Source organism: Halomonas sp. NCCP-2165, from assembly GCF_023708045.1.
GTDB classification, from domain to species: domain Bacteria; phylum Pseudomonadota; class Gammaproteobacteria; order Pseudomonadales; family Halomonadaceae; genus Bisbaumannia; species Bisbaumannia pacifica.
The window spans coordinates 1-22,886 of sequence record NZ_BRCY01000003.1 but is presented as its reverse complement, the minus strand read 5'-3'; the positions used below and the strand labels follow the sequence as shown (position 1 = coordinate 22,886).

16 protein-coding genes are annotated in these 22,886 nt (G+C 69.0%); 8 read left to right on the top strand and 8 right to left on the bottom strand.

All coding sequences use genetic code 11. The features are described from left to right. The first annotated feature begins 103 nt into the window (after window positions 1–103). From NFU04_RS02115 to NFU04_RS02085, 7 genes are all read left to right on the top strand, one after another. The gene (locus NFU04_RS02115; RefSeq protein ID WP_251307883.1) at window positions 104–973 is read left to right on the top strand and encodes a LysR family transcriptional regulator; all 870 of its coding nucleotides are present in this window, start codon (window positions 104–106) and stop codon (window positions 971–973) included. A gap of 122 nt (window positions 974–1,095) precedes the next feature. Continuing rightward, complete coding sequence (locus tag NFU04_RS02110) at window positions 1,096–2,106, top strand: DctP family TRAP transporter solute-binding subunit (protein WP_251307882.1); 1,011 nt, start codon at window positions 1,096–1,098, stop codon at window positions 2,104–2,106. 66 nt (window positions 2,107–2,172) lie between these two features. Then, window positions 2,173–2,652, top strand: a complete 480-nt coding sequence (locus tag NFU04_RS02105; protein ID WP_251307881.1) for a TRAP transporter small permease — start codon at window positions 2,173–2,175, stop codon at window positions 2,650–2,652. Continuing rightward, window positions 2,642–3,949, top strand: a complete 1,308-nt coding sequence (locus tag NFU04_RS02100; protein ID WP_251307880.1) for a TRAP transporter large permease — start codon at window positions 2,642–2,644, stop codon at window positions 3,947–3,949. Before NFU04_RS02105 ends, NFU04_RS02100 begins: the two co-directional genes overlap by 11 nt. Window positions 3,950–4,150: 201 nt before the next feature. Then, entirely contained in the window at window positions 4,151–4,825 is a 675-nt protein-coding gene (locus NFU04_RS02095; RefSeq protein WP_251307879.1) for an SDR family oxidoreductase, read from the top strand. An 85-nt stretch (window positions 4,826–4,910) separates the two neighbouring features. Next, window positions 4,911–6,569, top strand: a complete 1,659-nt coding sequence (locus NFU04_RS02090) for a VRR-NUC domain-containing protein (RefSeq protein WP_285835104.1) — start codon at window positions 4,911–4,913, stop codon at window positions 6,567–6,569. Then, the gene (locus NFU04_RS02085; RefSeq protein WP_251307877.1) at window positions 6,566–8,854 is read left to right on the top strand and encodes an ATP-dependent DNA helicase; all 2,289 of its coding nucleotides are present in this window, start codon (window positions 6,566–6,568) and stop codon (window positions 8,852–8,854) included. Before NFU04_RS02090 ends, NFU04_RS02085 begins: the two co-directional genes overlap by 4 nt. Window positions 8,855–8,918: 64 nt before the next feature. Here the strand turns inward: NFU04_RS02085 and NFU04_RS02080 are convergent, their stop codons facing one another. After that, complete coding sequence (locus NFU04_RS02080; RefSeq protein WP_251307876.1) at window positions 8,919–9,263, bottom strand: Fis family transcriptional regulator; 345 nt, start codon at window positions 9,261–9,263, stop codon at window positions 8,919–8,921. Then, window positions 9,247–11,064 (bottom strand): monovalent cation:proton antiporter-2 (CPA2) family protein, encoded by a 1,818-nt coding sequence (locus NFU04_RS02075; protein WP_251307875.1) that lies wholly within the window; start codon window positions 11,062–11,064, stop codon window positions 9,247–9,249. The genes NFU04_RS02080 and NFU04_RS02075 overlap by 17 nt, the downstream gene beginning before the upstream one ends. Window positions 11,065–11,212: 148 nt before the next feature. Between NFU04_RS02075 and NFU04_RS02070 the strand changes: the two genes are divergently transcribed. After that, on the top strand, window positions 11,213–11,392 hold the full coding sequence (locus NFU04_RS02070) for a PLDc N-terminal domain-containing protein (protein ID WP_146802006.1): 180 nt from the start codon (window positions 11,213–11,215) through the stop codon (window positions 11,390–11,392). Between the two features lie 61 nt (window positions 11,393–11,453). On the opposite strand, the gene NFU04_RS02065 is transcribed toward NFU04_RS02070, so the two are convergent. The 6 genes from NFU04_RS02065 to NFU04_RS02040 form a co-directional block, all read right to left on the bottom strand. Beyond that, window positions 11,454–12,071 carry a CerR family C-terminal domain-containing protein gene (locus tag NFU04_RS02065; protein WP_251307874.1) on the bottom strand — a complete coding sequence of 206 codons (618 nt, stop codon included), beginning with the start codon at window positions 12,069–12,071 and terminating at the stop codon, window positions 11,454–11,456. After that, complete coding sequence (locus NFU04_RS02060) at window positions 12,068–15,181, bottom strand: efflux RND transporter permease subunit (RefSeq protein ID WP_251307873.1); 3,114 nt, start codon at window positions 15,179–15,181, stop codon at window positions 12,068–12,070. Before NFU04_RS02060 ends, NFU04_RS02065 begins: the two co-directional genes overlap by 4 nt. Beyond that, window positions 15,181–16,290 carry an efflux RND transporter periplasmic adaptor subunit gene (locus tag NFU04_RS02055; protein WP_251307872.1) on the bottom strand — a complete coding sequence of 370 codons (1,110 nt, stop codon included), beginning with the start codon at window positions 16,288–16,290 and terminating at the stop codon, window positions 15,181–15,183. Before NFU04_RS02055 ends, NFU04_RS02060 begins: the two co-directional genes overlap by 1 nt. A 392-nt stretch (window positions 16,291–16,682) precedes the next feature. After that, window positions 16,683–17,102, bottom strand: a complete 420-nt coding sequence (locus NFU04_RS02050) for an NUDIX hydrolase (protein WP_251307871.1) — start codon at window positions 17,100–17,102, stop codon at window positions 16,683–16,685. A gap of 1,141 nt (window positions 17,103–18,243) precedes the next feature. Beyond that, window positions 18,244–19,488, bottom strand: coding sequence for a ribonucleotide-diphosphate reductase subunit beta (locus tag NFU04_RS02045; RefSeq protein WP_251307870.1), 1,245 nt, complete (start codon window positions 19,486–19,488; stop codon window positions 18,244–18,246). A 171-nt stretch (window positions 19,489–19,659) separates the two neighbouring features. Next, window positions 19,660–22,569: a ribonucleoside-diphosphate reductase subunit alpha gene (locus NFU04_RS02040; RefSeq protein ID WP_251307869.1), complete on the bottom strand. Its 2,910-nt coding sequence runs from the start codon at window positions 22,567–22,569 to the stop codon at window positions 19,660–19,662. Window positions 22,570–22,886 lie beyond the last annotated feature (317 nt).

Sequence of the window (22,886 nt, the reverse complement as noted above, 5' to 3'; positions counted from 1 at the left end):
TCTCCAGCATGGGGCTCTCCAGTGAGGGAATGCCCGGTCATTTGACGTTCGCCGTGACATAAGAACAATCAATGGTTTTTAGGATGAGAGGGTCAAAAAACTTATGGCTAAATCCACTGCCCTGCTGCCCTCCCTGGAGTGGGTCCGGGTCTTCGAGGCGGCGGCGCGCCTGGGCAGCTTCACCGCCGCCGCCGAGGAGCTGGGACTGACTCAGGCCGCCGTCAGCCAGCGGATTCGCCACCTGGAGGAGCGCCTGGGGGTGGCGCTGTTCGAGCGTCGGGCCCGGGGGGTGGTCCTCTCGGTCCAGGGCGAGGCCTGGCTGCCCCATGTGCAGCAGGCCATCGAGCGCCTGACCCGGAGTGCCGACAGCCTCTTCGCGGCGCCGCGGAGTCGCCTCGGCCTGATGGCCTCGGCGTCGCTGCTCGAGCTCTGGGTGATCCCGCGATTGGCCGCGCTGCGCGCCCGGTTGCCCGGTCGGCAGCTGGTGCTTTCGACCATGCATCGCTGGCCCGACTATGCCCAGGCCGAGGCCGACCTGGAGATCCGTTTCGGCGACGGCGACTGGCCCGGCCGCGAGGCCCACCGCCTGTTCGGCGAGGTACTGACGCCCATGGCGGCCCCCGGGCTGTTGGCTTCCGACGGCGAGTGGCGAGGCCTGCCGCGGATCGCCGTGGCCGGGCCGCGGCTGGGCTGGCGGGAGTGGGAGCGGTGCCTGGGAGAGGCCCCGGGGCCGGCGCCTGCGCTGCGCCTGGATACCTTCGTCCAGGCCCTGCGCGCCGCCGAGGCGGGGGCGGGGGTGCTGCTGGGGTCGCTGCCGCTGTGCCAGGCGGCGCTGGACGAGGGCCGCCTGTGCCGCCTGAGCCCAGCCGAGTTGCCCATGGCCGAGGGCTACTGGTTGACGCGCCCCGCCGAGGGGGCCGCCGATCGGGAGTTCGCGCGGGTCCGGGAGGTCTTGCGCGGCGCTGCCGGATAGGCGAGCCGCGGGAGTGATGGAGTGTGGCTTTTTTTCAACGTTAGTTGCCATACAATATGGCGGTGATCAAAATAATCCACCGGGCCGGGAGTCTCGTCCGGTCTTCCTCGCAAGGACACGCCATGTCATCCACCTCCGTCTTTTCCAAGTTCGCCGCCGGCCTGGCCGGTGCCGCCCTGCTCAGCGCCGCCTTCTCGGCTCAGGCCCGCGAGCTCTCCATCTCCACCGTGCTCTCCGACGCCTTCCCCTGGGGCCAGGCCGCCGAGAAGTGGGCCGAGCTGGTGGAGGAGCGCAGCGAGGGGCGCCTCACCATGCGGGTCTATCCCAACGCCCAGCTGGTGGCCGGCGACCAGACCCGCGAGTTCTCCGCCATGCGCTCGGGGCTGATCGATGCCGCCGTGGGCTCCACCATCAACTGGTCGCCCCAGGTGCCGGAGCTCAACCTCTTCTCGCTGCCCTTCCTGCTGCCCGACGAGGCGGCGGTGGATGCGGTCACCGGCGGGGCGGCCGGGGAAACGATCTTCGCGGCCATCGAGTCCCGGGACGTGGTGCCCCTGGCCTGGGGCGAGAACGGCTTCCGCCAGCTCTCCAACTCCCGTGGCGCCATCGCCGCCCCGGAGGACCTGGAAGGCCTGAAGATCCGCGTGGTGGGGTCGCCGCTCTTCCAGGACACCTTCAGCGCCCTGGGGGCCGATCCCACCCAGATGAGCTGGACCGACGCCCAGCCGGCGCTGACCACCGGCGCGGTGGACGGCCAGGAGAACCCGCTGTCGGTGTTCGACGTGGCGCGCATCGACCAGGTGGGCCAGGACCACCTGACCCTGTGGAACTACATGAACGATCCGCTGATCTTCGCCGTGAACCGCCGGGTCTGGGAGTCGCTGGACGAGGCGGATCAGGCGATCCTGCGCGAGGCCGCGGTGGATGCCGGCGAGTGGGAGATCGCCATGACCCGCGAGCAGGAGGCCGAGCGCCTGGCCGCCATCCGCGAACGGGGCGTCGAGGTCACCGAGCTGAGCGAGGCCCAGTACCAGGCCTTCGTCGAGGCCACCGAGAGCGTCCACCAGGAGTGGGTGCCCCAGGTCGGCGAGGCGCTGGTGGAGGCCGCGCGTCAGGCCGTCGAGGCGCGCTGAGTCGCCCCCCTTTTCCTACCCTGAATGTCGGCCGGCCCCTGGGCCGGCCTTTTGCATGAGGTCGTCATGAAACCTTCCCTCGATGCGCGGCCGGAACGCTGGCTGGCGTCCCTGGCCCTGGTGATCATCGCCCTGATCAGCCTGGCCAACGTGGTCACCCGCTACCTCAGCGGTGGCTCCCTGGCCTTCACCGAGGAGTTTTCGGTGTTCCTGCTGGTGGTCCTGACCTTCGGCGGCGCCGCGGTGGCGCTGCGCCGTAACGGCCATATTCGTATCGGCCTGCTGGAGCGGGCCCTGCCGTGGGGCCCGCGCCGGGTCCTGATCCTCCTGCAATGGGCCTGTGCCGTCACGCTGCTGGGGCTGATCACCTGGTTCGGCGCCAAGCTGGCCTGGCAGGAGTATCAGTGGCGGTCGCTGTCGCCGGGACTCGGCCTGCCCCAGTGGTGGTATATCGTCTGGTTGCCGCTGCTCTCGGCGGCGATGCTGGTCCGCCAGACCCAGCAGACCCTGGACCGCCTGCGCGGGAGGCTCGACGATGAGTCCTGATCTGTGGATGCTGCTGGCCTTCGCCGGCCTGTTGATCGCCGGGGTGCCGGTGGCCTTCTCCCTGGGCCTGGCCGGGGCCGTGGGTATCTTGAGCGGCCTGCCGCCGATGATGCTGGCGACCCTCGGCACCAACACCTACAACAGCATCGCCAAGTACCCGCTGATCGCCATCCCGCTGTTTATCCTCACCGGCCTGATCTTCGAGCGTTCCGGGGTGGCGCTGCGCCTGGTGCGCTTCGCCCAGGCGCTGATCGGTCCCCGTCACGGCGGCCTGGCCCTGGTGGCGGTGCTGGTGTGCATGATCATGGGCGGCATGAGCGGCTCGGGGCCGGCGGATGCCGCCGCCGTGGCCATGGTGATGCTGCCCAGCATGACCAAGGCGGGCTACCCGAAACCCTTCTCGGCGACCCTGATCGCCGCCTCGGCCTCCACGGCGATCCTGATCCCGCCCTCGGTGGCGCTGATTCTCTACTCCATCGTGGTGCCCGGGGTCGACCTGCGCGCGCTCTTCGCCGCCGGGCTCTTCCCCGGCATCCTCGCCGGCCTGGCGCTGCTGGTGCCGGCGCTGCTGGTGGCGAAGCGCTTCGGCTGGGAAGGGGGCGACGCGGCGCAGGGCGCCGAGCGGCTGCGGGTGGGGGAGACCTTCAAGCAGGCGCTGCCGGCGCTGTTCGCCCCGGTGCTGATCCTCGGCGGGCTGCGTTCGGGCCTCTTCACCCCCACCGAGGCCGCCGTGGTGGCGGTGGCCTATGGGGTGGTGATCGGCCTCTTCGTGACCCGCGAGCTCGGCTGGCGCGACCTCTGGGCACTGTTCGGCGAGGCGGCGGCGATCTCCGGGGTGGTGATGCTGATCATCGCCCTGGCCGGCATCTTCGCCTGGGCCGGCACCATGCTCGGCACCTTCCGCGGCCTGGCCGAATGGATCATCGCCCTCACCGACAACGGGGTGCTGCTGCTGATCCTGATCATGCTGGCGGTGCTGGCCGCCGGCATGCTGCTGGACGCCATCTCCATCTACCTGATCCTGATGCCGGTGCTGATCCCGGTGATGCAGCACTTCGAATGGAATCCGGTGTGGTTCGGCATCCTGCTGGCGATGAATATCGCCATCGGCCAGTTCACCCCGCCGGTGGCGGTCAACCTGATGGTGACCACCGAGGTGGCCAGGATCCGCCTGGAGCAGACCGTCGGCTGGGCGCTGCTCTTCGTGGCGGCCATGGGCGCTGCCCTGGCGCTCGTCGCGATCTTTCCTGAGATCGCCCTCTGGCTGCCGCGGGTGCTGGGTTATAACGTCGGCTAAGGCCAAGAGTCGCGCCTCTTGTTCCGGCCGAGATCGCCCTCTGGCTGCCGCGGGTGCTGGGTTATAACGTCGGCTAAGTAGCAAGAAGCAAGAAGCAAGAAGCAAGGGCCATGATAGGGGGCCTTGGGTGCTGCGGGTTGAACTGGCGCCCCGCGCCCCCCACCTTTAAGGCATCGCCCACTTTCCCACCCCGGAGTTGAGATGACTTCCACCGTACTGATCACCGGCGCCAATCGCGGCGTCGGCCTGGCCCTGGCCCGCCATTATCACGCCGCCGGCTGGGCGGTGATCGGGGTCTGCCGCAGCGGCGGCGAGGCGGCCGCCGAACTCGCCGAGATCGCCGAGACGCTGATCGAGGGCATCGACGTGACCCGTCCCGAGGACGTGGCCCGGCTGCAGCGGGAGCTGGTGGGACGCCGCCTGGACCTGCTGATCAACAACGCCGGCCTGCTCAAGGACGAGGCGCTGGGGGAGATCGACTTCGACTCGATTCGCGAGCAGATGGAGATCAACGCCTACGCGCCGCTGCGGGTCACCGAGGCGTTGCTGGGCAACCTGGGCGAGGGCGCCAAGGTCGCCAATATCACCAGCCGCATGGGCTCCATCGCCGACAATGACTCCGGTGGTCGCTACGGCTATCGCGCCTCCAAGGCGGCCCTCAACGCCTTCGGCAAGTCCCTGGCGGTGGACCTCAAGCCCCGCGGCATCGCCGTGGCCCAGATCCACCCGGGCTACGTGAAGACCCGCATGGTCAACTTCGGCGGCCTGATCGACGCCGAGGAGGCCGCCGCCGGCATCGCCCAACGCATCGAGGAACTCACCCTGCGCACCAGTGGCGGCTTCTGGCACAGCAGCGGCGAGGCACTGCCCTGGTAGCGGCCCTCCCTGACCTTGACAAGGAGGCGGGGAGGCTCGACTCCTGCCAGCCAGCCACGAGGCCAACTGCTACCATGGCGCCATGATGCCGCTACCCATCGCCCCCCTGAGCGATCCCCGCTACTACCTGGCCAACTTCCGTGCCGCCCTGGACTGGGTGGTGGCGCGTTACGACGACCTGCTGAGGGACGAGGAGCGCGATTTCCTGGCCCGCTTCGCCGCCCTGCCCGAGGCCGCCCAGGCGTTGCTGGTGCGCCTGGTGATGCGTCGCGGCGAGCACTTTCGCACCTCGCGGCTCGAGTATGCCGAGATCGGCGAGACCGACGCCGCCCTGGCGCCCTTGATCGCCTCGGGCCTGGTGGAGGCGGACCCGGTGCTCGGCGTCGAGGAGCTGTGCCGGCAGCTGCGCCTGGCGGAGCTGCGCCAGGCCTTGGCGGAGGCGCTCGCCGAGGCGGGGCTGGGCCGGGCCACCAAGGGCGAGCTGACGACGCGACTCCCGGCACTGATGCCGGCGCTGGGGCGCTACTCCGCCTGGTGGCCCCAGGCCCCGGATCGACTGGTGCGCCTCACGGCGATGGCGACCTGTGAGCGGCTACGCTTGATGTTCTTCGGCAACCTGCGCCAGGACTGGTCGGAGTTCGTGCTGACGGAGCTGGGCCATCAGCGCTTCGAGACGGTGCCCTTCGGGCCCGAGTCCCGGGCCTTTCGGCACCCGGAGGAGCTGGATGCCTACCTGGCCCTGGATGCGCTGGGGGAGCGATTGGCGGTGGGGGAGGCGGTGAGCGACCTGGCCGATGCCCTGTTCGCGAGCCTGCCCGCGCCCGCGGCCAATCCCTGGCTGGCGGCCCGGCGCCGCCGCCTGGCCCTGCGCCTGGGGCGGGAGGCCGAACGCCAGGGCGAGGCCGCGCTGGCCCTCGACCTCTATGCCCAGGGCGGCGAGGACGAGGCCCTGGTGCGTCGGCTGCGCCTGCTGGAGCGTCTCGGCGAGCATCGGCGCGCCCTGGATCTGGCGCGGCCCGCCCTGGACGCCCCGGCCAGCGAGGCCCAGCGCCAGGCCCTGACGCGGCTGGTGCCGCGCCTCGAGAAGCGCCTGGGCCTGGCGGTGACGCCGGCGCCGACCGAGCCCGCCCCCGAGCGATTGACCCTGACCCTGCCCCAGGCGGCCGGCGGGGTGGAGCGGGCGGTGGCCGAGCACCTCGCCACCCCCGAGGCGCCGGTGCGCTACGTGGAGAACGGCCTGCTCACCGGGCTGTTCGGCCTGCTCTGCTGGGAGGCGATCTTCGCGCCCCTGCCCGGGGCCTTCTTTCACCCCTTCCAGGGCGGTCCCGCCGACCTCTACCGCCCCGACTTCGTGAGCCGACGCCGGGCGCGCTTCGACGCCTGCCTGGCGCGCCTGGACAACGGCGACTATCGGCAGGCGATCCGCGCCACCTGGGCGGCCAAGCACGGCCTGGCCTCGCCCTTCGTGGCCTGGGAGCTATTGGATCGGGAGCTCCTCGAGCTGGCCCTGGCGAGCCTGCCGCCGGCCCATCTGCGCGCCTGCTTCGAGCGCCTGCTGGCGGATCTCAAGGCCAACCGGGCCGGCCTCCCGGACCTGATCCAGTGCTTCCCCGAGCGCGGCGACTACCGGTTGATCGAGGTCAAGGGACCGGGGGATCGCCTCCAGGACAACCAGCGCCGCTGGCTCGCCTTCTTCCATGAGCGGGGCATTCCCGCGGCGGTGTGTCGGGTGCGCTGGGCATGAGTGACGAGCCGCTGACCTATCGGGTGGCGGTGCGGGCGCTATGCGACTTCACCGCCCCGCGCGGCGACCTGGACCATCGTTTCACCCCGGCGCCCAGCGCCCGGGAGGGCATCGCCGGCCATGCCCGGGTGGTGGCTCGCCGCGGCGCCGACTATCGTGCCGAGCTGCCCCTGGCGGGCGAGTTTCGCGAGGCGGGGATGTGCCTGGTGGTACGCGGTCGCGCCGACGGCTATGCCCCCGGGGAGGCCTGCCTCGAGGAGATCAAGACCCATCGCGGCGACCTGAGCCGTCAGGCCGCCAACCAGCGTGCCCTGCACTGGGCCCAGGCGCGCACCTACGGGGCCCTGTTGTGTCGCGCCGAGGGGCTGACCCGGGTGACGATTCGCCTGGTCTACCTGGAGATCACCAGCGGCGAGGAGACCCGCCTCGACGAGAGCGTGGCGGCCGCCGAGCTGGAGGCGGAGTTCGTCGCCCGCTGCCGCGACTTCCTGGCCTGGGCGCGCCAGGACTCGGCCCACCGCCGTGCCCGGGACGCCGCCCTGACCCGGCTGCATTTTCCCCATGCGGCGTTCCGCCCCGGGCAGCGGGCCCTGGCCGAGGCCGCCTACAAGGCCGCCGCCACCGGCCGCTGCCTGCTGGCCCAGGCCCCCACCGGCATCGGCAAGACCCTGGGCACCCTCTTCCCGCTGCTCAGCGCCATGCCCCGTCAGGGCCTGGATCGCCTGGCCTTCCTGACCATGAAGACCCCGGGGCGGCGCCTGGCCCTGGATGCCCTGGCCAGCCTGGGCGCCGCCACGCAGGCACTCCCGCTGCGGGTGCTGGAGCTGATCGCCCGGGACAAGGCCTGCGAGTATCCGGGCACCCCCTGCCAGGGCGAGGCCTGCCCCTTGGCCGAGGGCTTCTATGATCGCCTGCCGGCGGCGCGCCGGGCGGCGGTGGCTCGGGGCTGGCTGGATCGCCAGGCGCTTCGCGAGCTGGCCCTGGCCCACCGGGTCTGTCCCTACTACCTGGGTCAGGAGCTGGCCCGCTGGTGCGATGTGATCGTCGGCGACGTCAACCACTACTTCGACGAGACGGCGCTGCTGCATGGCCTGGCCCAGGCGGATGGCTGGCGCCTGGGGCTCTTGGTCGACGAGGCCCATAACCTGGTGGGCCGCGCCCGGGGCATGTACAGCGCCGAGCTGGATCAGGCGCGGCTCAATCGTCTCAAGCGAGACGCGCCCGGGATGCTCAAGCCGCCCCTGGCGCGCTTGAGCCGCCAGTGGCAGGCCCTGGTGCGGGAGAGCGGCCTCGAGGAAGGCTCGCCGCGGCGCCCCGCCTACGCGGTCCTCGAGGGGCTGCCCGGCGGCCTGCTGGGGGCCCTGCAGGGGCTGGTGACGCGTCTCGGCGACTACCTGGTGGAGCATCCCGGCCAGGGGGAGTGGCAGGAGCTGCTCTTCGAGGCCCTGGCCTTCGGTCGCCTGGCGGAGCGCTTCGGCGACCACTCCCTGTGCGACCTGGCGCGCCGCGGCCGGGGCAAGGCGCGGCTGGGGCTGCGCAACCTGGTGCCGGCGGATTTCCTGGCGCCGCGCTTCGCCGCCGCCCACTGCGCGGTGCTCTTCTCGGCGACCCTGAGCCCCGCCGCCTATCACCGCGACCTGCTGGGGCTGCCCTCGGGAAGCGTCTGGCAGACGGTGCCCGCCCCCTTTCGCGCCGAGCAGCTCGAGGTGCGGGTGCGTAGCGATATCTCCACCCGCCTGGCGGATCGTCCCGCTTCCCTGGGGCCCATCGTCGCCACCTTGGCCGACCAGTACCGGCGCCGCCCGGGGCACTACCTGGCCTTCTTCAGCAGCTTCGCCTACCTGGAGGCGGCCCGGGAGGCACTGGCCACGGCGCATCCCGAGATTCCCCAGCGCCACCAGGCCCGCGGCATGGACGAGGCGGCCCGGGAGGCCTTCCTGGCGGGTTTCGCGCCCGGGGGCCGGGGCATCGGCTTCGCGGTGCTGGGTGGGGCCTTCGGCGAGGGTATCGACCTGCCCGGGGAGCGGCTGATCGGCGCCTTTATCGCTACCCTGGGCCTGCCGCCCTCGGACCCCTTCCAGGAGGCGCTGCGCGCCCGGCTCCAGGCGCGCTTCGGGTGCGGCTACGACTACGCCTACCGGATTCCCGGCCTGACCAAGGTGGTGCAGGCCGCCGGTCGGGTGATCCGCGGTCCCGAGGACGAGGGCGTGGTGGTGCTGATGGACGAGCGCTTCGCCCGCCCGGAAGTGCGGGCCCTGCTGCCCGAGTGGTGGGGACAGCGATGAGGGAAGAGGGAAGCGCTTCCGCACCTGGCGTCGGCTGCTTTCGCTTGCGGCTCGTTTAGCCGACCTACTGGCTTAGGCGACGCTTCCAGTTGCCCCGGTGCTCCCGCTGGCAGGCTTCCTCGCTGTCGAAGTGCACCTGGCGGCGCAGCGCCGCGGGCTTGATGGCGGCGGCGGCCAGCTTGGCCTGGAGCAGCTGGCAGAGGTAGTCGTCCTCCCGGGCCTCCCGGGCCCGGCTCAGGGCGTCGTCGCTGTCGAAGACGCAGACGATGCGCAGGCTGTCGGGGAAGCGGCGATAGTCGGCCAGATGGGTCAGCCAGCGAAAGCCCGGCACGCTCTCCAGGGCCAGTTCGCAGACCTCCATCAGGGCGCCGCGCAAGCGGTTGTCGAGCTGTTTATCGCTTTTTCGCATGGGGGCCTCCGGCGGGGGTGGCGATCTCCTCGTCGGCCTCGAAGAGGCTCTCCAGCTCCCGGGCCGCCTCCTGGACCGTCTGAATATATTGGCTCTCGTTGCCGAATACCTCCAGCTGGCGCAGCAGGGTCTGCTCGTCGTGCTCGCGGAAGGTGGCCACGCCGTGGTCGGCCTGCTCCGGGGGCAGGCCGAGGGCGACCAGCACCTCGCGGGTCAGCTCCAGGCTGGCGGGGAGCATCTCGCGGACCAGGTCATGGATGCCGGCGCGCATCAAGAGATGGGCGTGGTAGCGGTTGCGGGCCCGGGCGAAGATGCGCAGCCGGGGGAAGCGCCGCCGGACCCGCTCGGCGATGCGCATGGAGGCCTCGATATCGTCCATGGCCAGCACCAGGACGCGGGCCTTGTCGGCGCCGGCGGCGGCCATCAGGTCGAGGCGGGCGGCGTCGCCGTAGTAGACCTTGTTGCCGTAACGGCGCACGAAATCGACCTGCTCGGCATTGATATCCAGCACCGTATAGGGGATCTGCAGGCCCTGGAGCACCCGGCCGAGGATCTGCCCGAAGCGCCCGAAGCCGGCGATGATCACCTGGGGGGCGTCGTCCTCGGGGGTATCGTAGCCGGGCCGCTTCCTGGACTTGGCGAAGCGCGGCCGCAGCCAGCGGGCATAGCCGCCGTAGAGCAGCGGGGTGGTGGCCATGGAGAGCGAGATCACCAGCACCAGCAGCTCGGTGAGCTCGCGGTCGAGCAGGGCCGCCGTGGCGGCGGCGGTGAGCAGCACGAAGGCGAACTCGCCGCCCTGGGAGAGCAGCACCCCGAGCCCGGTGGCCTCCTTCCAGGAGCCGCCATAGAGGCGGCTGGCCAGTACCAGGCTGGTGCCCTTGAGCAGCAGCAGCCCCAGGGTCAGGCCCAGCACCGTCAGCGGCATCTCCGCCAGTAGGCCGATCTGCGCCATCATCCCCACCGCCATGAAGAAGAGCCCCAGCAGCAGGCCGCGGAAGGGTTCGATATCCGCCTCGATGCTGTGGCGATACTCGGAATCCGCCAGAAGTACCCCGGCGATAAAGGCGCCGAGGGCCATGGAGAGGCCGGCCAGCTCCATCAGCAGGGCGGCGCCGATCACCACCAGCAGGGTGGTCGCGGTGAAGACCTGACGACTGCGGGTGCGGGCGGCCAGGTGAAAGAGCGGGCGCAGCAGGTAGCGCCCGCCGAGGATCAGCCCCAGGAAGGCGCCCAGGGCCAGGGCCGCCTCCTTGACCAGCACCTCGGGGCCCGCCGCCAGCAGCGAGCCGGCGGCGAGGATGGGAATGGCCGCCAGCACCGGGATCGCCGCCAGGTCCTGGAACAGCAGCAGGGCGAAGCCGTGGCGGCCCTGGCGGGTGGCCAGCTCCTTGCGCTCGCCTAGCAGTTGCAGCACCAGGGGCGTGGAGCAGAGCCCCAGGCTGAAGCCCACCACCAGGGCCGCCAGGGGCGATAGCCCCAGCCACCAGGCCGCCAGGGCCAGGGTGGCGGTGGTCAGGGTCACCTGCAGGCTGCCGAAGCCGAACACCGCCCGGCGCATGACCCGGAGGCGCGCCGGCTTGAGCTCCAGGCCGATCACGAAGAGCAGGAAGACGATACCCACCTGGGAGAACTGCAGCACCCCCTCGGCGTCCGGCACCAGCCCCAGCATCGAGGGGCCGATGATCACCCCCGCCACCAGGTAGCCCAGCACCTCGCCGAGCCCCAGGGCCTTGAACAGCGGTACCATCAGCACGGCGGCGGCGAGGAAGATGGCGGCATTGAGCAGCAGGTCGACGGCCAAGGTCTGGGGCTCCGGTGGTGGTGAGTCGAGGGGATGATAATGGCGGCCGGGGCCGGGATTGCCAAGCCGGGGGCGGAGCGCGATTGTGCCGGATACCGAAAGCGTGCTACTTCTGGGGCTTCACAAGCGCCCACGAAGGAGTGTGACCATGGGGATCGAAGTGGCTGGCCTGTTCGGGCTGATCTGGCTGATCATCGTTATCTGGGCCATCGTCAAGGTGGCCAAGAGCGGCGCGGGGCCGGTGGTCAAGCTGTTGTGGATCCTGATCCTGCTGTTCTTCCCATTGATCGGCCTGATCGCCTGGCTGCTACTGGGACCCAAGGGGTAGCGCCGGCGAGGTAACGTCAGCGGCGGGCGGGCCTTCGGGTCCGCCCGCGGCGTTTCGAGCCTCAGCCGTAGCGGGCCAACTGGGCCGCCATCAGGGCCTCGATCTCCGCCACCGTCGCCGGGTCGTAGGCGCTCAGGCCCAGGCGACGCAGCAGCGGCTCGCGGCCCACCAGGAAGAAGATGATCTGGCCCACCAGGGTATGGGTCTCGAGGATCACCCCGCGGTCGTCGGGGTGACGCCCGCTCAGGGTGGCGATCAGGGTGCTCAGGGTCATCTGGATGGGGGCGAAGGCCCGGGCCTGGAGCAGCTCGAAGGCCTCGCCGGGGGCGACCTGCTCGCGGATCACCAGCAGCAGCCACTGGCGGCAGTCGTCGTCCTCGGTGAAGGTGTGCACCATGCGTGAGACCAGGGCGCGCAGGGCCGCGAGGGCCCCCGCCCGATCCGTGGGGGCGGGCAGCGGTGGCGGGGCCAGGCGCCGCTTCAGCTCGTCGGCGATATGCGCCGCCGCCGCCAGGTAGAGGCCATGCTTGTTGGTGAAGTGGTAGGCGATGGAGCCGATATTGGCGTCGGCGGCCTCCGCCAGCTGGCGGGTGGTGGTGCCCTCGTAGCCCCGTTCGCCGAACTGGTGGATGGCGGCCCGCACCAGCCGTTCCCGGGTCTCGACGCTGGTCTGGCTCATGGCGCGCTCCTCCGCGGCGTCTTGCGGGTGTCGATGCCGAAGAACAGGGTATAGAGCACCGGCACCACGCCCAGACTCATGATAGTTCCTATCCCCAGGCCGAAGGCCATGGCGGCGGCCATGCCGTAGAACAGCGGGTCACGCCCGAGGATCAGCGGCAGGAAACCGAGGATGGTGGTGATGGCCGACATCAGGATCGGCCGCAGGCGCCGCGCCGAGGCGCGGATCACCGCGTCGCGGCCCGAGAACCGGGGATTCTGGCGCTCGATATCGATGCGGTCGATCAGCACGATGGCGTTATTGATGATGATGCCGGCCAGGCTGTAGATGCCCAGCAGCACCATGAAGCCGAAATCGGCCCGGGAGGCGAGCAGGCCCAGGGCCACCCCGACGATCACCAGGGGGATGGTGGCGACGATCACCAGGGGGCGCTTGAAGGAGTTGAACTGGGCCACCAGCAGCACGAAGATCAGGCCGATGCACAGCGGCAGGTTGGCCTGCAGCGCCGCCTGACCCTCCGCCGAATCGGTGACCACCCCATCGAACTCGATCCAGTGACCCGGCGGCAGGTCCGCCTCCAGCTCGCGCAGCGCCGGTTCCAGGCGCGGCACCATGTCCTCGGCGGTCAGGGTATCGTGACGCCCCTCCACGGTGATGGTGCGTACCAGGTTCTCCCGGTCGATGCGGTAGTAGCCGTTGTCGAGGCGGATCTCCGCGACCTGGTTGAGGGGCACGCCGGGGCCGGGCTCGCCCAGGGGGTAGACCGTCAGCGAGGCCAGTCGCTCCAGGCTGTGGCGCTGCTGATCGGCGTAGCGCAGCATTACCGGGATGATGTCGTCGCCCTCCCGGTAGTGGCTGAGGCGATAGCCGTCGATGGCCCCGGCCAGCGACTGGGCGATGTCCTCGGAGGTGATGCCGGCGTGGCGCGCCCGGGCCTGATCCACCGTGATGCGCAGCGAGGGAATGCGCGCCTCCCAGCTCTGGCGCACGTCGCGGCTGCCCGGCATGTCATGCAGCAGGGCCTCGATGTCCCGGGCGCCGGCGAAGAGCACCTCCCGGTCCGGGCCCTTGATCTGGACCTGCAGCAGGGTGCTGTCGGCGGGGCCGAGGAACATTCGCGTCACCTGGGGCGAGAGGTCGGGGTGGTGGCGGCCCAGGTAGTCCCGGGTGGCCCGGATCACCGCCGCGACCCGCTCGCGGTCGGCCACGTTGAGCACCATGAAGCCCTTGTTGGGGGCCGGGTCGATGGGCGTCAGCGAGAGCACGAAGCGTGGCCCGCCGAAGCCGGCATAGGCGGCCACCCCGGTGACGTCCGCGGCCAGGCCGGGGGCCTCGCCGAGCTCCCGGCTCAGCGCCTGGACCCGTCGGTCGGTGGCCCCCGCGGCGCTGTCCGAGGGGAAGTCGAGGGTCACCAGCACCTGATTGCGGTCCGAATCGGGGAAGAACTTCTGGGGCACCGCCTGCATCATGGCCAGCCCCGCCACCAGGGCCAGGCCCATCAGGCCGAGGAACAGCGCCCGGTGGTGCAGTACCCGCACCAGCAGCCGCCCATAGCGCCGCGATACCCAGTTGAAGGCCCGGTCGGAGAGGTTGGGGCTCGGCGCCGCCGTGGCCTCGCCGTCGGCGTCGCCGCGAGAAGGCGCCTTGAGGAAGCGATGGCAGAGGGCCGGGGTCAGCGTCAGCGACAGGAACCAGGAACTCAGCAGGGTGATGGCGATGACGATGGAGATGGAGCGGGTGTATTCGCCGGCGGCGTGGACGGCGAGCATCAGCGGCAGGAACACCAGGATGGTGGTGAGGCTGGACGACAGCAGCGGCAGGGCCAGCTCGCGGCCGGTCTGCTCCAGGGCCTGGTCGCGGTCCAGGCCCGCCTCCAGGCGGGTCTTGAAGTCCTCGGCGACGACGATGGCGTTGTCGACCAGCAGCCCCAGGGCGATCACCAGGGTCGCCAGGCTGGCGCGCTGCAGGCTGACCTCCATCAGCCCCATGATCGCCAGGGTGACCAGCATCACGGTGGGGATGATCGAGCCGACGATCAGCCCGGTGCGCAGGCCCAAAAAGAGAATCACCACCCCCAGCACGATGGCCAGGGTCTGGATCACGCTCTGGGTCACCCCGTAGACGGCGTTGGCCACCTGCTCGGGCTGAAAGGTCATGATCTCCAGCCGGTAGCCCGCCGGCAGGCTGGGGCGTACTGCCGCCAGGGTAGCCTGGACGGCCTCGCCGTAGTCCAGCACGTTGGCCCCGTCGAGCATCGAGAGGGCGAAGACGATGGCCGACTCGCCGTTGAAGTAGGCGCCGCGCTCGGCGGGGTCCCGATAGCCGCGGCGGATCTCGCCCAGGTCGCGCAGGCGCAGGGTGCCGCCCTCGGGCAGGCGCAGCTCGGCGTCTCCCAGGGCCGCCAGGTCGCGGAACTCGCCGCTCACCTCCAGGGCCAGGCGCTGCTCGCCCACCTCCATGACGCCGCCGGGGGGGAAGATATTGCGGCGCTGGATCTGCGCCGCCAGGTCCCCCGGGGTCAGGCCCAGCTCGGCGAGCCGCGCCTCGGCGATATCGATGAAGATGCGCTGCTCCTGAATGCCCAGCAGCTCCACCTTCTTGGTGCCCTCCACCCCGTAGAGCAGGGCGCGAACATGCTCGGCGATCTCCTGCTGGTCGGCCTGGGGGTAGTCCGGGGCGGTCAGGGCCACGGTGATCACCGCCACGTCGCCGAAGTCGGTGTTGATCACCGGGTCCCGGGTGCCCTCGGGCAGCCGCGGGCGAGCCGCGGCCACCTTGTGGTGCACCTCGTCCCAGATCTGCTCGAGATCGAAGTAGCGATCCTGAATCTGCACATGAATGATGGAGCGGCCGCGCAGGGAGGTGGAGCGCAGCTCCTTGATCTCGCCGATGGTACGGATGCTCTCCTCGAGGGTCTTGGTGATGTTCTCCTCCACCTGCTCCGCCGGCAGGCCGGGGAACTCGGTGGTGATCACCGCCTCGCGGACCAGGATCTCCGGGTCTTCCCGGGCCGGCAGGGTGAAGTAGCTGTAGACGCCGAGCAGCATGGCCAGCAGGGTGGACAGAAAGAGCACGGGGCGGCGGCGGTAGGCGATCTGGCTCAGGTTCATCAGTGGTAGCGCTCCGGTCCCTCGCCGAGCAGGCTGACCCGCTGGCCGTCACGGACGAACTCGGCGCCCCGGGCGACGAGGCGCTGGCCCGGGGCCAGGTCGCCGCGTACCCGGGCCCAGCCGTCGCCGAGGTCGATCACCTCCACCGCGACCCGCGTCAGGCGTGCCTGGTCCTCGATGCGCAGCACATGGGCCGCGCCGTTGTCGTCATACACCAGGGCGGTCAGGGGCACCGGCAGGCCGGCCTCGGCGTCGGCGCGCCGCGGGGTCAGCGCCACCTGGGCGGTCATTCCCGAGCGCAGTCCCGGGGGCGGCGACGCCAGGCTCAGGATCAGCGGGTAGTCGTTGGAGGAGCGTGGCTGGGTGCCCAGGTGGCGCAGGGTGGCGACGAGCTCCCGGTCGCCCAGGGCCGGTAGGGTGACGACATGGCGGGAGCCCACCGCCAGGGCGCCCACCAGGGTCTCCGGCACCCGGGTCTCCACCTCGAAGCCCTGCCGGTCGGAGATCACCTCGAGGATCGGCTGATTGGCGGTGACCCGCTCCCCCGGCTCCGCCCGGCGGGCGCCGACCGAGCCATCGAAGGGCGCCGTCAGGGTGGTCAGGGCCAGGTCGCGCTCGGCCAGGGCCAGGGCCGCCGCCGCGCTGGCCTGGCGGGACTCGGCGCTGGCCAGGGCGGCGCGCACGCTATCCAGGCGGGTGGCGCTGACATAGTCGCGCTCGGCCAACCGGGCATGGCGCCGGTAGTCCTGGCGCTTCTCCTCGAGCAGTGCCTCGGCCTCGCGCAGCTCGGCGCGGCGCTGCTCCGCCACCAGCCGGTAGCGCTCGTCCTCCAGGCGGGCCAGGGGCTCCCCGGCGCGGATGCGGTCGCCGGCCTCCACCTCGAGCCGGGCCAGCCGGCCGGGCAGCTCGAAGCTCAGGGTGCTGCGCTCGGCGGCACGTACCCGCCCGGTCAGGCGGGTGGCCGCGGCCCCGCTGTCGGGCTGGATCACATGCGCCTCCACCACCCGGGGCGACTCGGCGGGGGGAGCGGCCTCCGGCGAACAGCCCGTCAGCAGCCAGGGCAGGACGAGGGCGGCGATGGCCGCGAGGGGGATGGAACGTAGTGACATGGCGGCGATCCTCGATCGAGCCTGGCGACGGAGTCGTAAGCGTCCCGAGAGTGTATTAATCAAATGATTAAATCGCAACCGAGTCGGGGGCGAAGGGGGTACCGCAAACGCCGACGCCCCGGTCGTGGGACCGGGGCGTCGAGGAACAGGGAGGCTGGAGGGAGAGGTCAGCGGCGCGGCGGTGCCTTGTAGTGACCGGGCACGGTGACCCGCTCGCCGCTTGGCGAGTGGCGCACATGGGTGGGGACATAGACGCGCTTGATAATGCTCTTGGGCTCGCTCATCGCACTCTCCTCCGTCGTTATGCCTCTACCCTAGCAGCCGGGGCGGCGCCCTGTCCTTGACGGCGGTCAAGGCCTGGGTAGCGGGACCCGATAAGCGTGGCGGTTCGATCAGACTGCCGCGTCGACCTCCTGGCGCTCCATCAGGGGCAGGACCCGGTCTCGCGTCAGCGGCGCCAGCGGGAGTCGCTGGGCCTGTGCCGGGGTGACCCAGCACAGGGTGTCGATCTCCGCACCGGGTTGTGGCATTGCGTCCAGTTCCACCTGAAATAGATGGGCGTGCAGGCGGTGCCCCGGCTCGTTGGCGGCGGGGGCGAGATACTCGTCCAGGTAGCGCAACCGTCGCGGCAGGCATCCCAATTCCTCGTCCAGCTCCCGACGCAGTGCGGCCTCCGGTGTCTCTCCGGGTTCGATCTTGCCGCCGGCCTGCATAAACGCCCGAGTATCGCGCTTGCGCACCAGCAGCAATCGCCCCCGCTCGTCATGGATCAGGGCGGCAGCGACATAGAGGGTGGGTGGGGCGCTCGGCATCGACAGAGTCCTTCCTCAATGGCAGTGGTTCGAGCGGCGGGTAAAGCGGACCGGTGGACTATGTCGCTGCCCCGCTGCGGTACGTTCCGGAGCAGGGCGGACCCGCCAGCCTCGCGAGTTCGCCCAGACCTTGAGTTCTCGGTAATCGATCAAGGGATGCTCGTGGGCGTAAGAATGGGGCGAGAGGGAAGGAAAAGCGAAGGCGATATGGGTATAGCGGGCCAGGGCGTCCGGACCGGCATGGGCGGCCAGGGCACGCTCCAAGGCAGCCTGCCAGGCCCAGGAATCATCGGGAACCAGGGGCGGAGCAGCTTGCATGGTATTGCTCTCCAGGTTGAGGGGTAGATCCTTCTACCCCTTGGGTTGCAAGGATGGTCAGCACTTCTTCGGGAGAGGCTTGGGCTTCGAGCGATGGTGTGGTTTAACCGGCACCGTCTTAGGCCCAGGCTTCGGAGAAGTACGAGTCGGACGGCAAGTGGTCTTTGACTTGGCCATCGTTGTCGCCTCCATTTCTCTGGAGTGGCGCGACCAACTTGACCCTGGCTAGACTAGAAAGGACAATGCCTTTGCTTTGGTAGTTAGCCTACCCAGGCCGGCCCGAGGGGTGGTCACACGCCCTGCTGGTCAAGACGCTCGAAGTTGCCGCTTCGGGCGTCTTTTTTTCAAGTTTTTCAGGCTATTGTAGTATATCGCTTCCACGGGAGTCGCGAGATGTGGACTCTTGATAAAAAGTTTACAATGTCATGTCTCCCCCTGAATGCCGGGGTTCCTCGTGCATCTTGCCCCATCAAAACTATTGGGATATGAGAAAAGTGCCGGGAAAATGAGGCGATTGCCTTTTGGCTTTCGTGCGATGAGTTAACAATATGTTTTTTAACTACTACGACTGCGAATGTAATGCCTTGCTCTTTTACTAATGCAGCATCGAATTGCATGGCTGGCTAGCCTCCGTCATTGCACATTTCAGTGGTTGACTTGAGCAAGCATCACGACCAAAATCCTGGGTGCTAGTAGGTAGGCGATCAGCCTGCTCCAAGAGATGAGGGAAGTGCCACCTTCCCCTCTCCCGGGCCCAGGGCGTCAGTCCTGGGCCTTTTTTATTGGGCCCTACCTTGCAGGTAGAGCCCAAAGCCTTGCTAACTTAATCCCAGCTTAGCGCGCCGCCCACCTGGTACTCGGTGACCCGGGTCTCGAAGAAGTTCTTCTCCTTGCGCAGGTCGATGATCTCGCTCATCCACGGGAAGGGGTTCTTGGCGCCGGGGAACTGCTCCTTCAGGCCGATCTGGGCCAGGCGGCGGTTGCAGATGAAGTGCAGGTACTCCTCCATGATCGCCGCGTTCATGCCCAGCACGCCGCGGGGCATGGAGTCGCGGGCGTAGGCGATCTCCAGCTCGGTGCCCTCGAGGATCATCTGGGTGACCTCGTCCTGGAACTCGGCGGTCCACAGGTGCGGGTTCTCGATCTTGATCTGGTTGATCATGTCCACGCCGAAGTTCAGGTGCATGGACTCGTCGCGCAGGATGTACTGGAACTGCTCGGCGACGCCGGTCATCTTGTTGCGGCGCCCCATGGAGAGGATCTGGCTGAAGCCGCAGTAGAAGAAGATGCCTTCGGTGACGCAGTAGAAGGCGATCAGGTTGCGCAGCAGCTCCTGGTCGGTCTCCGGGGTACCGGTGTGGAAGTCCGGGCGCGACAGCGACTGGGTGTGCTTGAGGCTCCAGGCGGACTTGGCGGCCACCGAGGGCACTTCCCGGTACATGTTGAAGACCTCGCCCTCGTCCATGCCCAGGGACTCCACGCAGTACTGGTAGGCGTGGGTGTGGATGGCCTCCTCGAAGGCCTGGCGCAGCAGGTACTGGCGGCACTCGGGGTTGGTGATCAGGCGATAGACCGCCAGCACCAGGTTGTTGGCCACCAGGGAGTCGGCGGTGGAGAAGTAGCCGAGGCTGCGCATCACGATCAGCCGCTCGTCCTCGGTCAGGCCATCCTGGCTCTTCCACAGGGCGATATCGGCGTTCATGTTCACTTCCTGGGGCATCCAGTGGTTGGCGCTGCCGTCCAGGTACTTCTGCCAGGCCCACTCGTACTTGAAGGGCACCAGCTGGTTGAGGTCGGCGCGGGCATTGATCATGCGCTTCTGATCGACCTCGATGCGCGCCGCGCCCATCTCCAGCTCTTCGAGGCCGGCGGCCACGTCGAGATTCTCCAGGGACTGACGGGCCCGCGCCAGGCGGTCGCCCTCGGCGACCCGGTAGTCGCCATGGCTCTCGGCCACGGCGGGCTCGACCTCGGCGGAGGGCGCCGCCTGGGGCGCGGGCGCCGGGGCGGCCTTGGGTTGCTCGGCGACGGGGGTCTCGTCTTCGTGGAACTCGTCCCAGTTCAGCATCTGTCTCTCTCCCGGTGATTATTCCGGATAGCCTGCAGGAGCTCGGCCTCGATGGCGCCGTGGCGGGGCGCCTGTCGGCGCCCTTCGCGCGGTAAACCGCGCTCCTACAGGAAGGTCTCGAATGCCTGGAAGCGATCTTCTCTTACGGCTTCCAGCTTATGGCTTACGGCTTTACTGGCAGGCCTCGCAGCCCAGCTCGTCGATATCGCCCGCCGAGGGGGCCCGGGAGCCGCTGCCGCTCTGGCCCTGCAGGAAGTCCTCGATACCGCGGGGCTCGCTGGCCTCCGGCTTGGCCGACGGGGCCGGGGCGGCGCCGGAGGCGGTACCACTACCATTACTGACCGCGTTGAGCTTGCCGCGATCCACGGTGGACTTCTCCACCGAGGTGGCGCCCAGGGCGCGCAGGTAGTAGGTGGTCTTGAGGCCGCGGAACCAGGCCATGCGGTAGGTCACGTCGAGCTTCTTGCCGGAGACCCCCTGGATATAGAGGTTCAGCGACTGGGCCTGGTCGATCCACTTCTGGCGCCGGGCGGCGGCCTCCACCAGCCACTTGGGCTCCACCTCGAAGGCGGAGGCGTACTTGGCCTTGAGGTCGTCCGGGATGCGGTCGATGGGCTGCACGCTGCCGTCGTAGTACTTGAGGTCGTTGATCATCACCTCGTCCCACAGGCCGCGCTCCTTGAGGTCGTGGACCAGGTAGGCGTTGACCACGGTGAACTCGCCGGAGAGGTTCGACTTGACGAAGAGGTTCTGATAGGTCGGCTCGATGGACTGGGAGACGCCACAGATATTGGAGATGGTCGCGGTCGGGGCGATGGCCATCACGTTGGAGTTGCGCATGCCCTGGGCGGCGATCTTGTCGCGGATGCGGTCCCAGTCCTGGGTGGCGCTGGTGTCGATCTCGATGTACTTCTCGCCACGCTCCAGGCGCAGCTTCTCGATGGAGTCGATGGGCAGCACGCCCTGGCTCCACAGCGAGCCCTCGAAGCTCTCGTAGTGACCGCGCTCGGCGGCCAGGTCGCTGGAGGCCTCGATGGCGTGGTAGCTGACCAGCTCCATGGAGCGGTCGGCGAAGGTCACCGCGTCCTGGGAGGCGTAGGCGATGCCCTGCTTGTAGAGGGCATCCTGGAAGCCCATGATGCCCAGCCCCACCGGACGGTGCTTGAGGTTGGAGCGCTTGGCCTGGGGCACCGCGTAGTAGTTGATGTCGATGACGTTATCGAGCATGCGCACGGCGGTGCGTACGGTCCGCTGGAGCTTGGCGTCGTCGAGCTCGCCGTCCACCACGTGCTGGGCCAGGTTGATGGAGCCCAGGTTGCACACCGCGATCTCGTCGACGCTGGTGTTCAGGGTGATCTCGGTGCACAGGTTGGAGCTGTGGACCACGCCGGCATGCTGCTGGGGGCTGCGCAGGTTGCACGGATCCTTGAAGGTGATCCAGGGGTGGCCGGTCTCGAACAGCATGGAGAGCATCTTGCGCCACAGGTCCTTGGCCTTGACGCGCTTGAACAGCTTGAGCTGGCCGGTGCGGGTCATCTCCTCGTACTCGGCGTAGCGCTTCTCGAAGGCGGCGCCATAGAGGTCGTGGAGGTCCGGGCAGGTGGACGGTGAGAACAGGGTCCACTCCTGGTCGTCGAAGACCCGCTTCATGAACAGGTCCGGCACCCAGTTGGCGGTGTTCATGTCGTGGGTACGACGGCGGTCGTCACCGGTGTTCTTGCGCAGCTCGAGGAACTCCTCGATATCCAGGTGCCAGGTCTCCAGGTAGGCGCAGACCGCGCCCTTGCGCTTGCCGCCCTGGTTGACCGCCACGGCGGTGTCGTTGACCACCTTGAGGAAGGGCACCACGCCCTGGGACTTGCCGTTGGTGCCCTTGATGTAGGAGCCCAGGGCGCGCACCGGGGTCCAGTCGTTGCCCAGGCCGCCGGCCCACTTGGAGAGCAGGGCGTTGTCGCGGATGGCGCTGTAGATGCTGTCCAGGTCGTCGGGCACGGTGGTCAGGTAGCAGCTGGAGAGCTGGCTGCGCTGGGTGCCGGAGTTGAACAGGGTCGGAGTGGAGGCCATGTAATCGAAGCTGGAGAGCAGCTCGTAGAACTCGATGGCCCGCGCCTCGCGGTCGTCCTCGTTGAGCGCCAGGCCCATGGCCACGCGCATGAACATCACCTGGGGCAGCTCGTAGCGCACGTCATCCTTGTGGATGAAGTAGCGGTCATAGAGGGTCTGCAGGCCCAGGTAGGTGAAGGCGTTGTCGCGGCTGTGATCCAGGGCGTCGCCCAGGCGCTCCAGGTCGAACTCGGCGAGCTTGTCGTCGAGCTGCTCGAACTCGATGCCCTTGGCCACATAGGCCTTGAAGGCGGGCTTGTAGAGTTCGGCCATGTCGCTGTAGGTGGCGTCCTCGGCGATGCCCAGGAAGGAGAGCGCCTCGCGGCGCAGGCTGTCCTGCAGCAGGCGCGCGGTGACGTAGGTGTAGTTGGGCTCCTTCTCCACCAGGGTGCGGGCGGTCATCATCAGCGCCTGGGAGACGCCGTCGATGGTCACGCCGTCGTAGAGGTTCTTCAGGGAGTCCTCGACGATCTTGCCCGGCTCGACGTTGGCCAGGTCCTCGCAGGCGTCATGTACCAGGGTCTCGACGCGGCCCAGGTCCAGCGGCTGGCGGCTGCCGTCGGGCAGGGTGACATTGAGGGTCGGGTGGGGCTTCTCGATATCGCCGCCGGCGGCGGCCCGGGCTCGGGCGTGCTCCTCGCGGTAGAGCACATAGGCGCGGGCGACCTTCTGCTCGCCGGCGCGCATCAGCGCCAGTTCCACCTGGTCCTGGATATCCTCGATATGCAGGGTGCCGCCATCGGGCAGGCGGCGCTGGAAGGCCTCGACGATGGCCTGGCTGGCCTGGGCCACGAAGTCCCGAACCCGTGACGAGGTGCCGGCGTTGTCCCCCTCCACGGCGATAAAGGCCTTGGTCATGGCGACGGCGATCTTGCTGGCGTCGAAGGCGACCACGTCGCCGTTGCGCTTGATCACCCGCAGTTGCTGGGGGGCGGTCACGTTCACAGACGTCTTGCCGGGGGTAAGGGTGGTATCCATGGCGCCGTGTATCCCTGACGATGGTTGATGGATGATGCGAAATCGCGTCGACGCCGTGCGTTGAAAACCCGCGGGAAGCGGCGTCGTTGGCGCCCCGAGCGGGGCATTTGACAGTGGTGCCCCGAATTGCTAGGAGCACACCATCTTGTGGCGAGTCAGTAGGTGAGCACAAGATAGTGTGCTCCGTGGGTTTCATCAAGTGGATAACTTGTGTGTATCTTGTGACTCTTCTGGGGGCGGTTGGCGGGGGCGGCGAGGGAGGCGCTGGGGTGCGGTTTCGCGAGTAATTCAGATAACCCGTATTATCTTCCGCCTTC

What these genes read in the sequence shown, in the direction of transcription:
- NFU04_RS02105 (WP_251307881.1), top strand. Translation starts at nt 2,173, where the DNA reads ATGAAACCTTCCCTCGATGCGCGGCCGGAACGCTGGCTGGCGTCCCTG.
- NFU04_RS02095 (WP_251307879.1), top strand. Translation starts at nt 4,151, where the DNA reads ATGACTTCCACCGTACTGATCACCGGCGCCAATCGCGGCGTCGGCCTG.
- NFU04_RS02050 (WP_251307871.1), bottom strand. Translation starts at nt 17,102, where the DNA reads ATGCCGAGCGCCCCACCCACCCTCTATGTCGCTGCCGCCCTGATCCAT.
- NFU04_RS02040 (WP_251307869.1), bottom strand. Translation starts at nt 22,569, where the DNA reads ATGGATACCACCCTTACCCCCGGCAAGACGTCTGTGAACGTGACCGCC.
- NFU04_RS02080 (WP_251307876.1), bottom strand. Translation starts at nt 9,263, where the DNA reads ATGCGAAAAAGCGATAAACAGCTCGACAACCGCTTGCGCGGCGCCCTG.
- NFU04_RS02055 (WP_251307872.1), bottom strand. Translation starts at nt 16,290, where the DNA reads ATGTCACTACGTTCCATCCCCCTCGCGGCCATCGCCGCCCTCGTCCTG.
- NFU04_RS02110 (WP_251307882.1), top strand. Translation starts at nt 1,096, where the DNA reads ATGTCATCCACCTCCGTCTTTTCCAAGTTCGCCGCCGGCCTGGCCGGT.
- NFU04_RS02115 (WP_251307883.1), top strand. Translation starts at nt 104, where the DNA reads ATGGCTAAATCCACTGCCCTGCTGCCCTCCCTGGAGTGGGTCCGGGTC.
- NFU04_RS02045 (WP_251307870.1), bottom strand. Translation starts at nt 19,488, where the DNA reads ATGCTGAACTGGGACGAGTTCCACGAAGACGAGACCCCCGTCGCCGAG.
- NFU04_RS02100 (WP_251307880.1), top strand. Translation starts at nt 2,642, where the DNA reads ATGAGTCCTGATCTGTGGATGCTGCTGGCCTTCGCCGGCCTGTTGATC.
- NFU04_RS02065 (WP_251307874.1), bottom strand. Translation starts at nt 12,071, where the DNA reads ATGAGCCAGACCAGCGTCGAGACCCGGGAACGGCTGGTGCGGGCCGCC.
- NFU04_RS02090 (WP_285835104.1), top strand. Translation starts at nt 4,911, where the DNA reads ATGCCGCTACCCATCGCCCCCCTGAGCGATCCCCGCTACTACCTGGCC.
- NFU04_RS02070 (WP_146802006.1), top strand. Translation starts at nt 11,213, where the DNA reads ATGGGGATCGAAGTGGCTGGCCTGTTCGGGCTGATCTGGCTGATCATC.
- NFU04_RS02085 (WP_251307877.1), top strand. Translation starts at nt 6,566, where the DNA reads ATGAGTGACGAGCCGCTGACCTATCGGGTGGCGGTGCGGGCGCTATGC.
- NFU04_RS02060 (WP_251307873.1), bottom strand. Translation starts at nt 15,181, where the DNA reads ATGAACCTGAGCCAGATCGCCTACCGCCGCCGCCCCGTGCTCTTTCTG.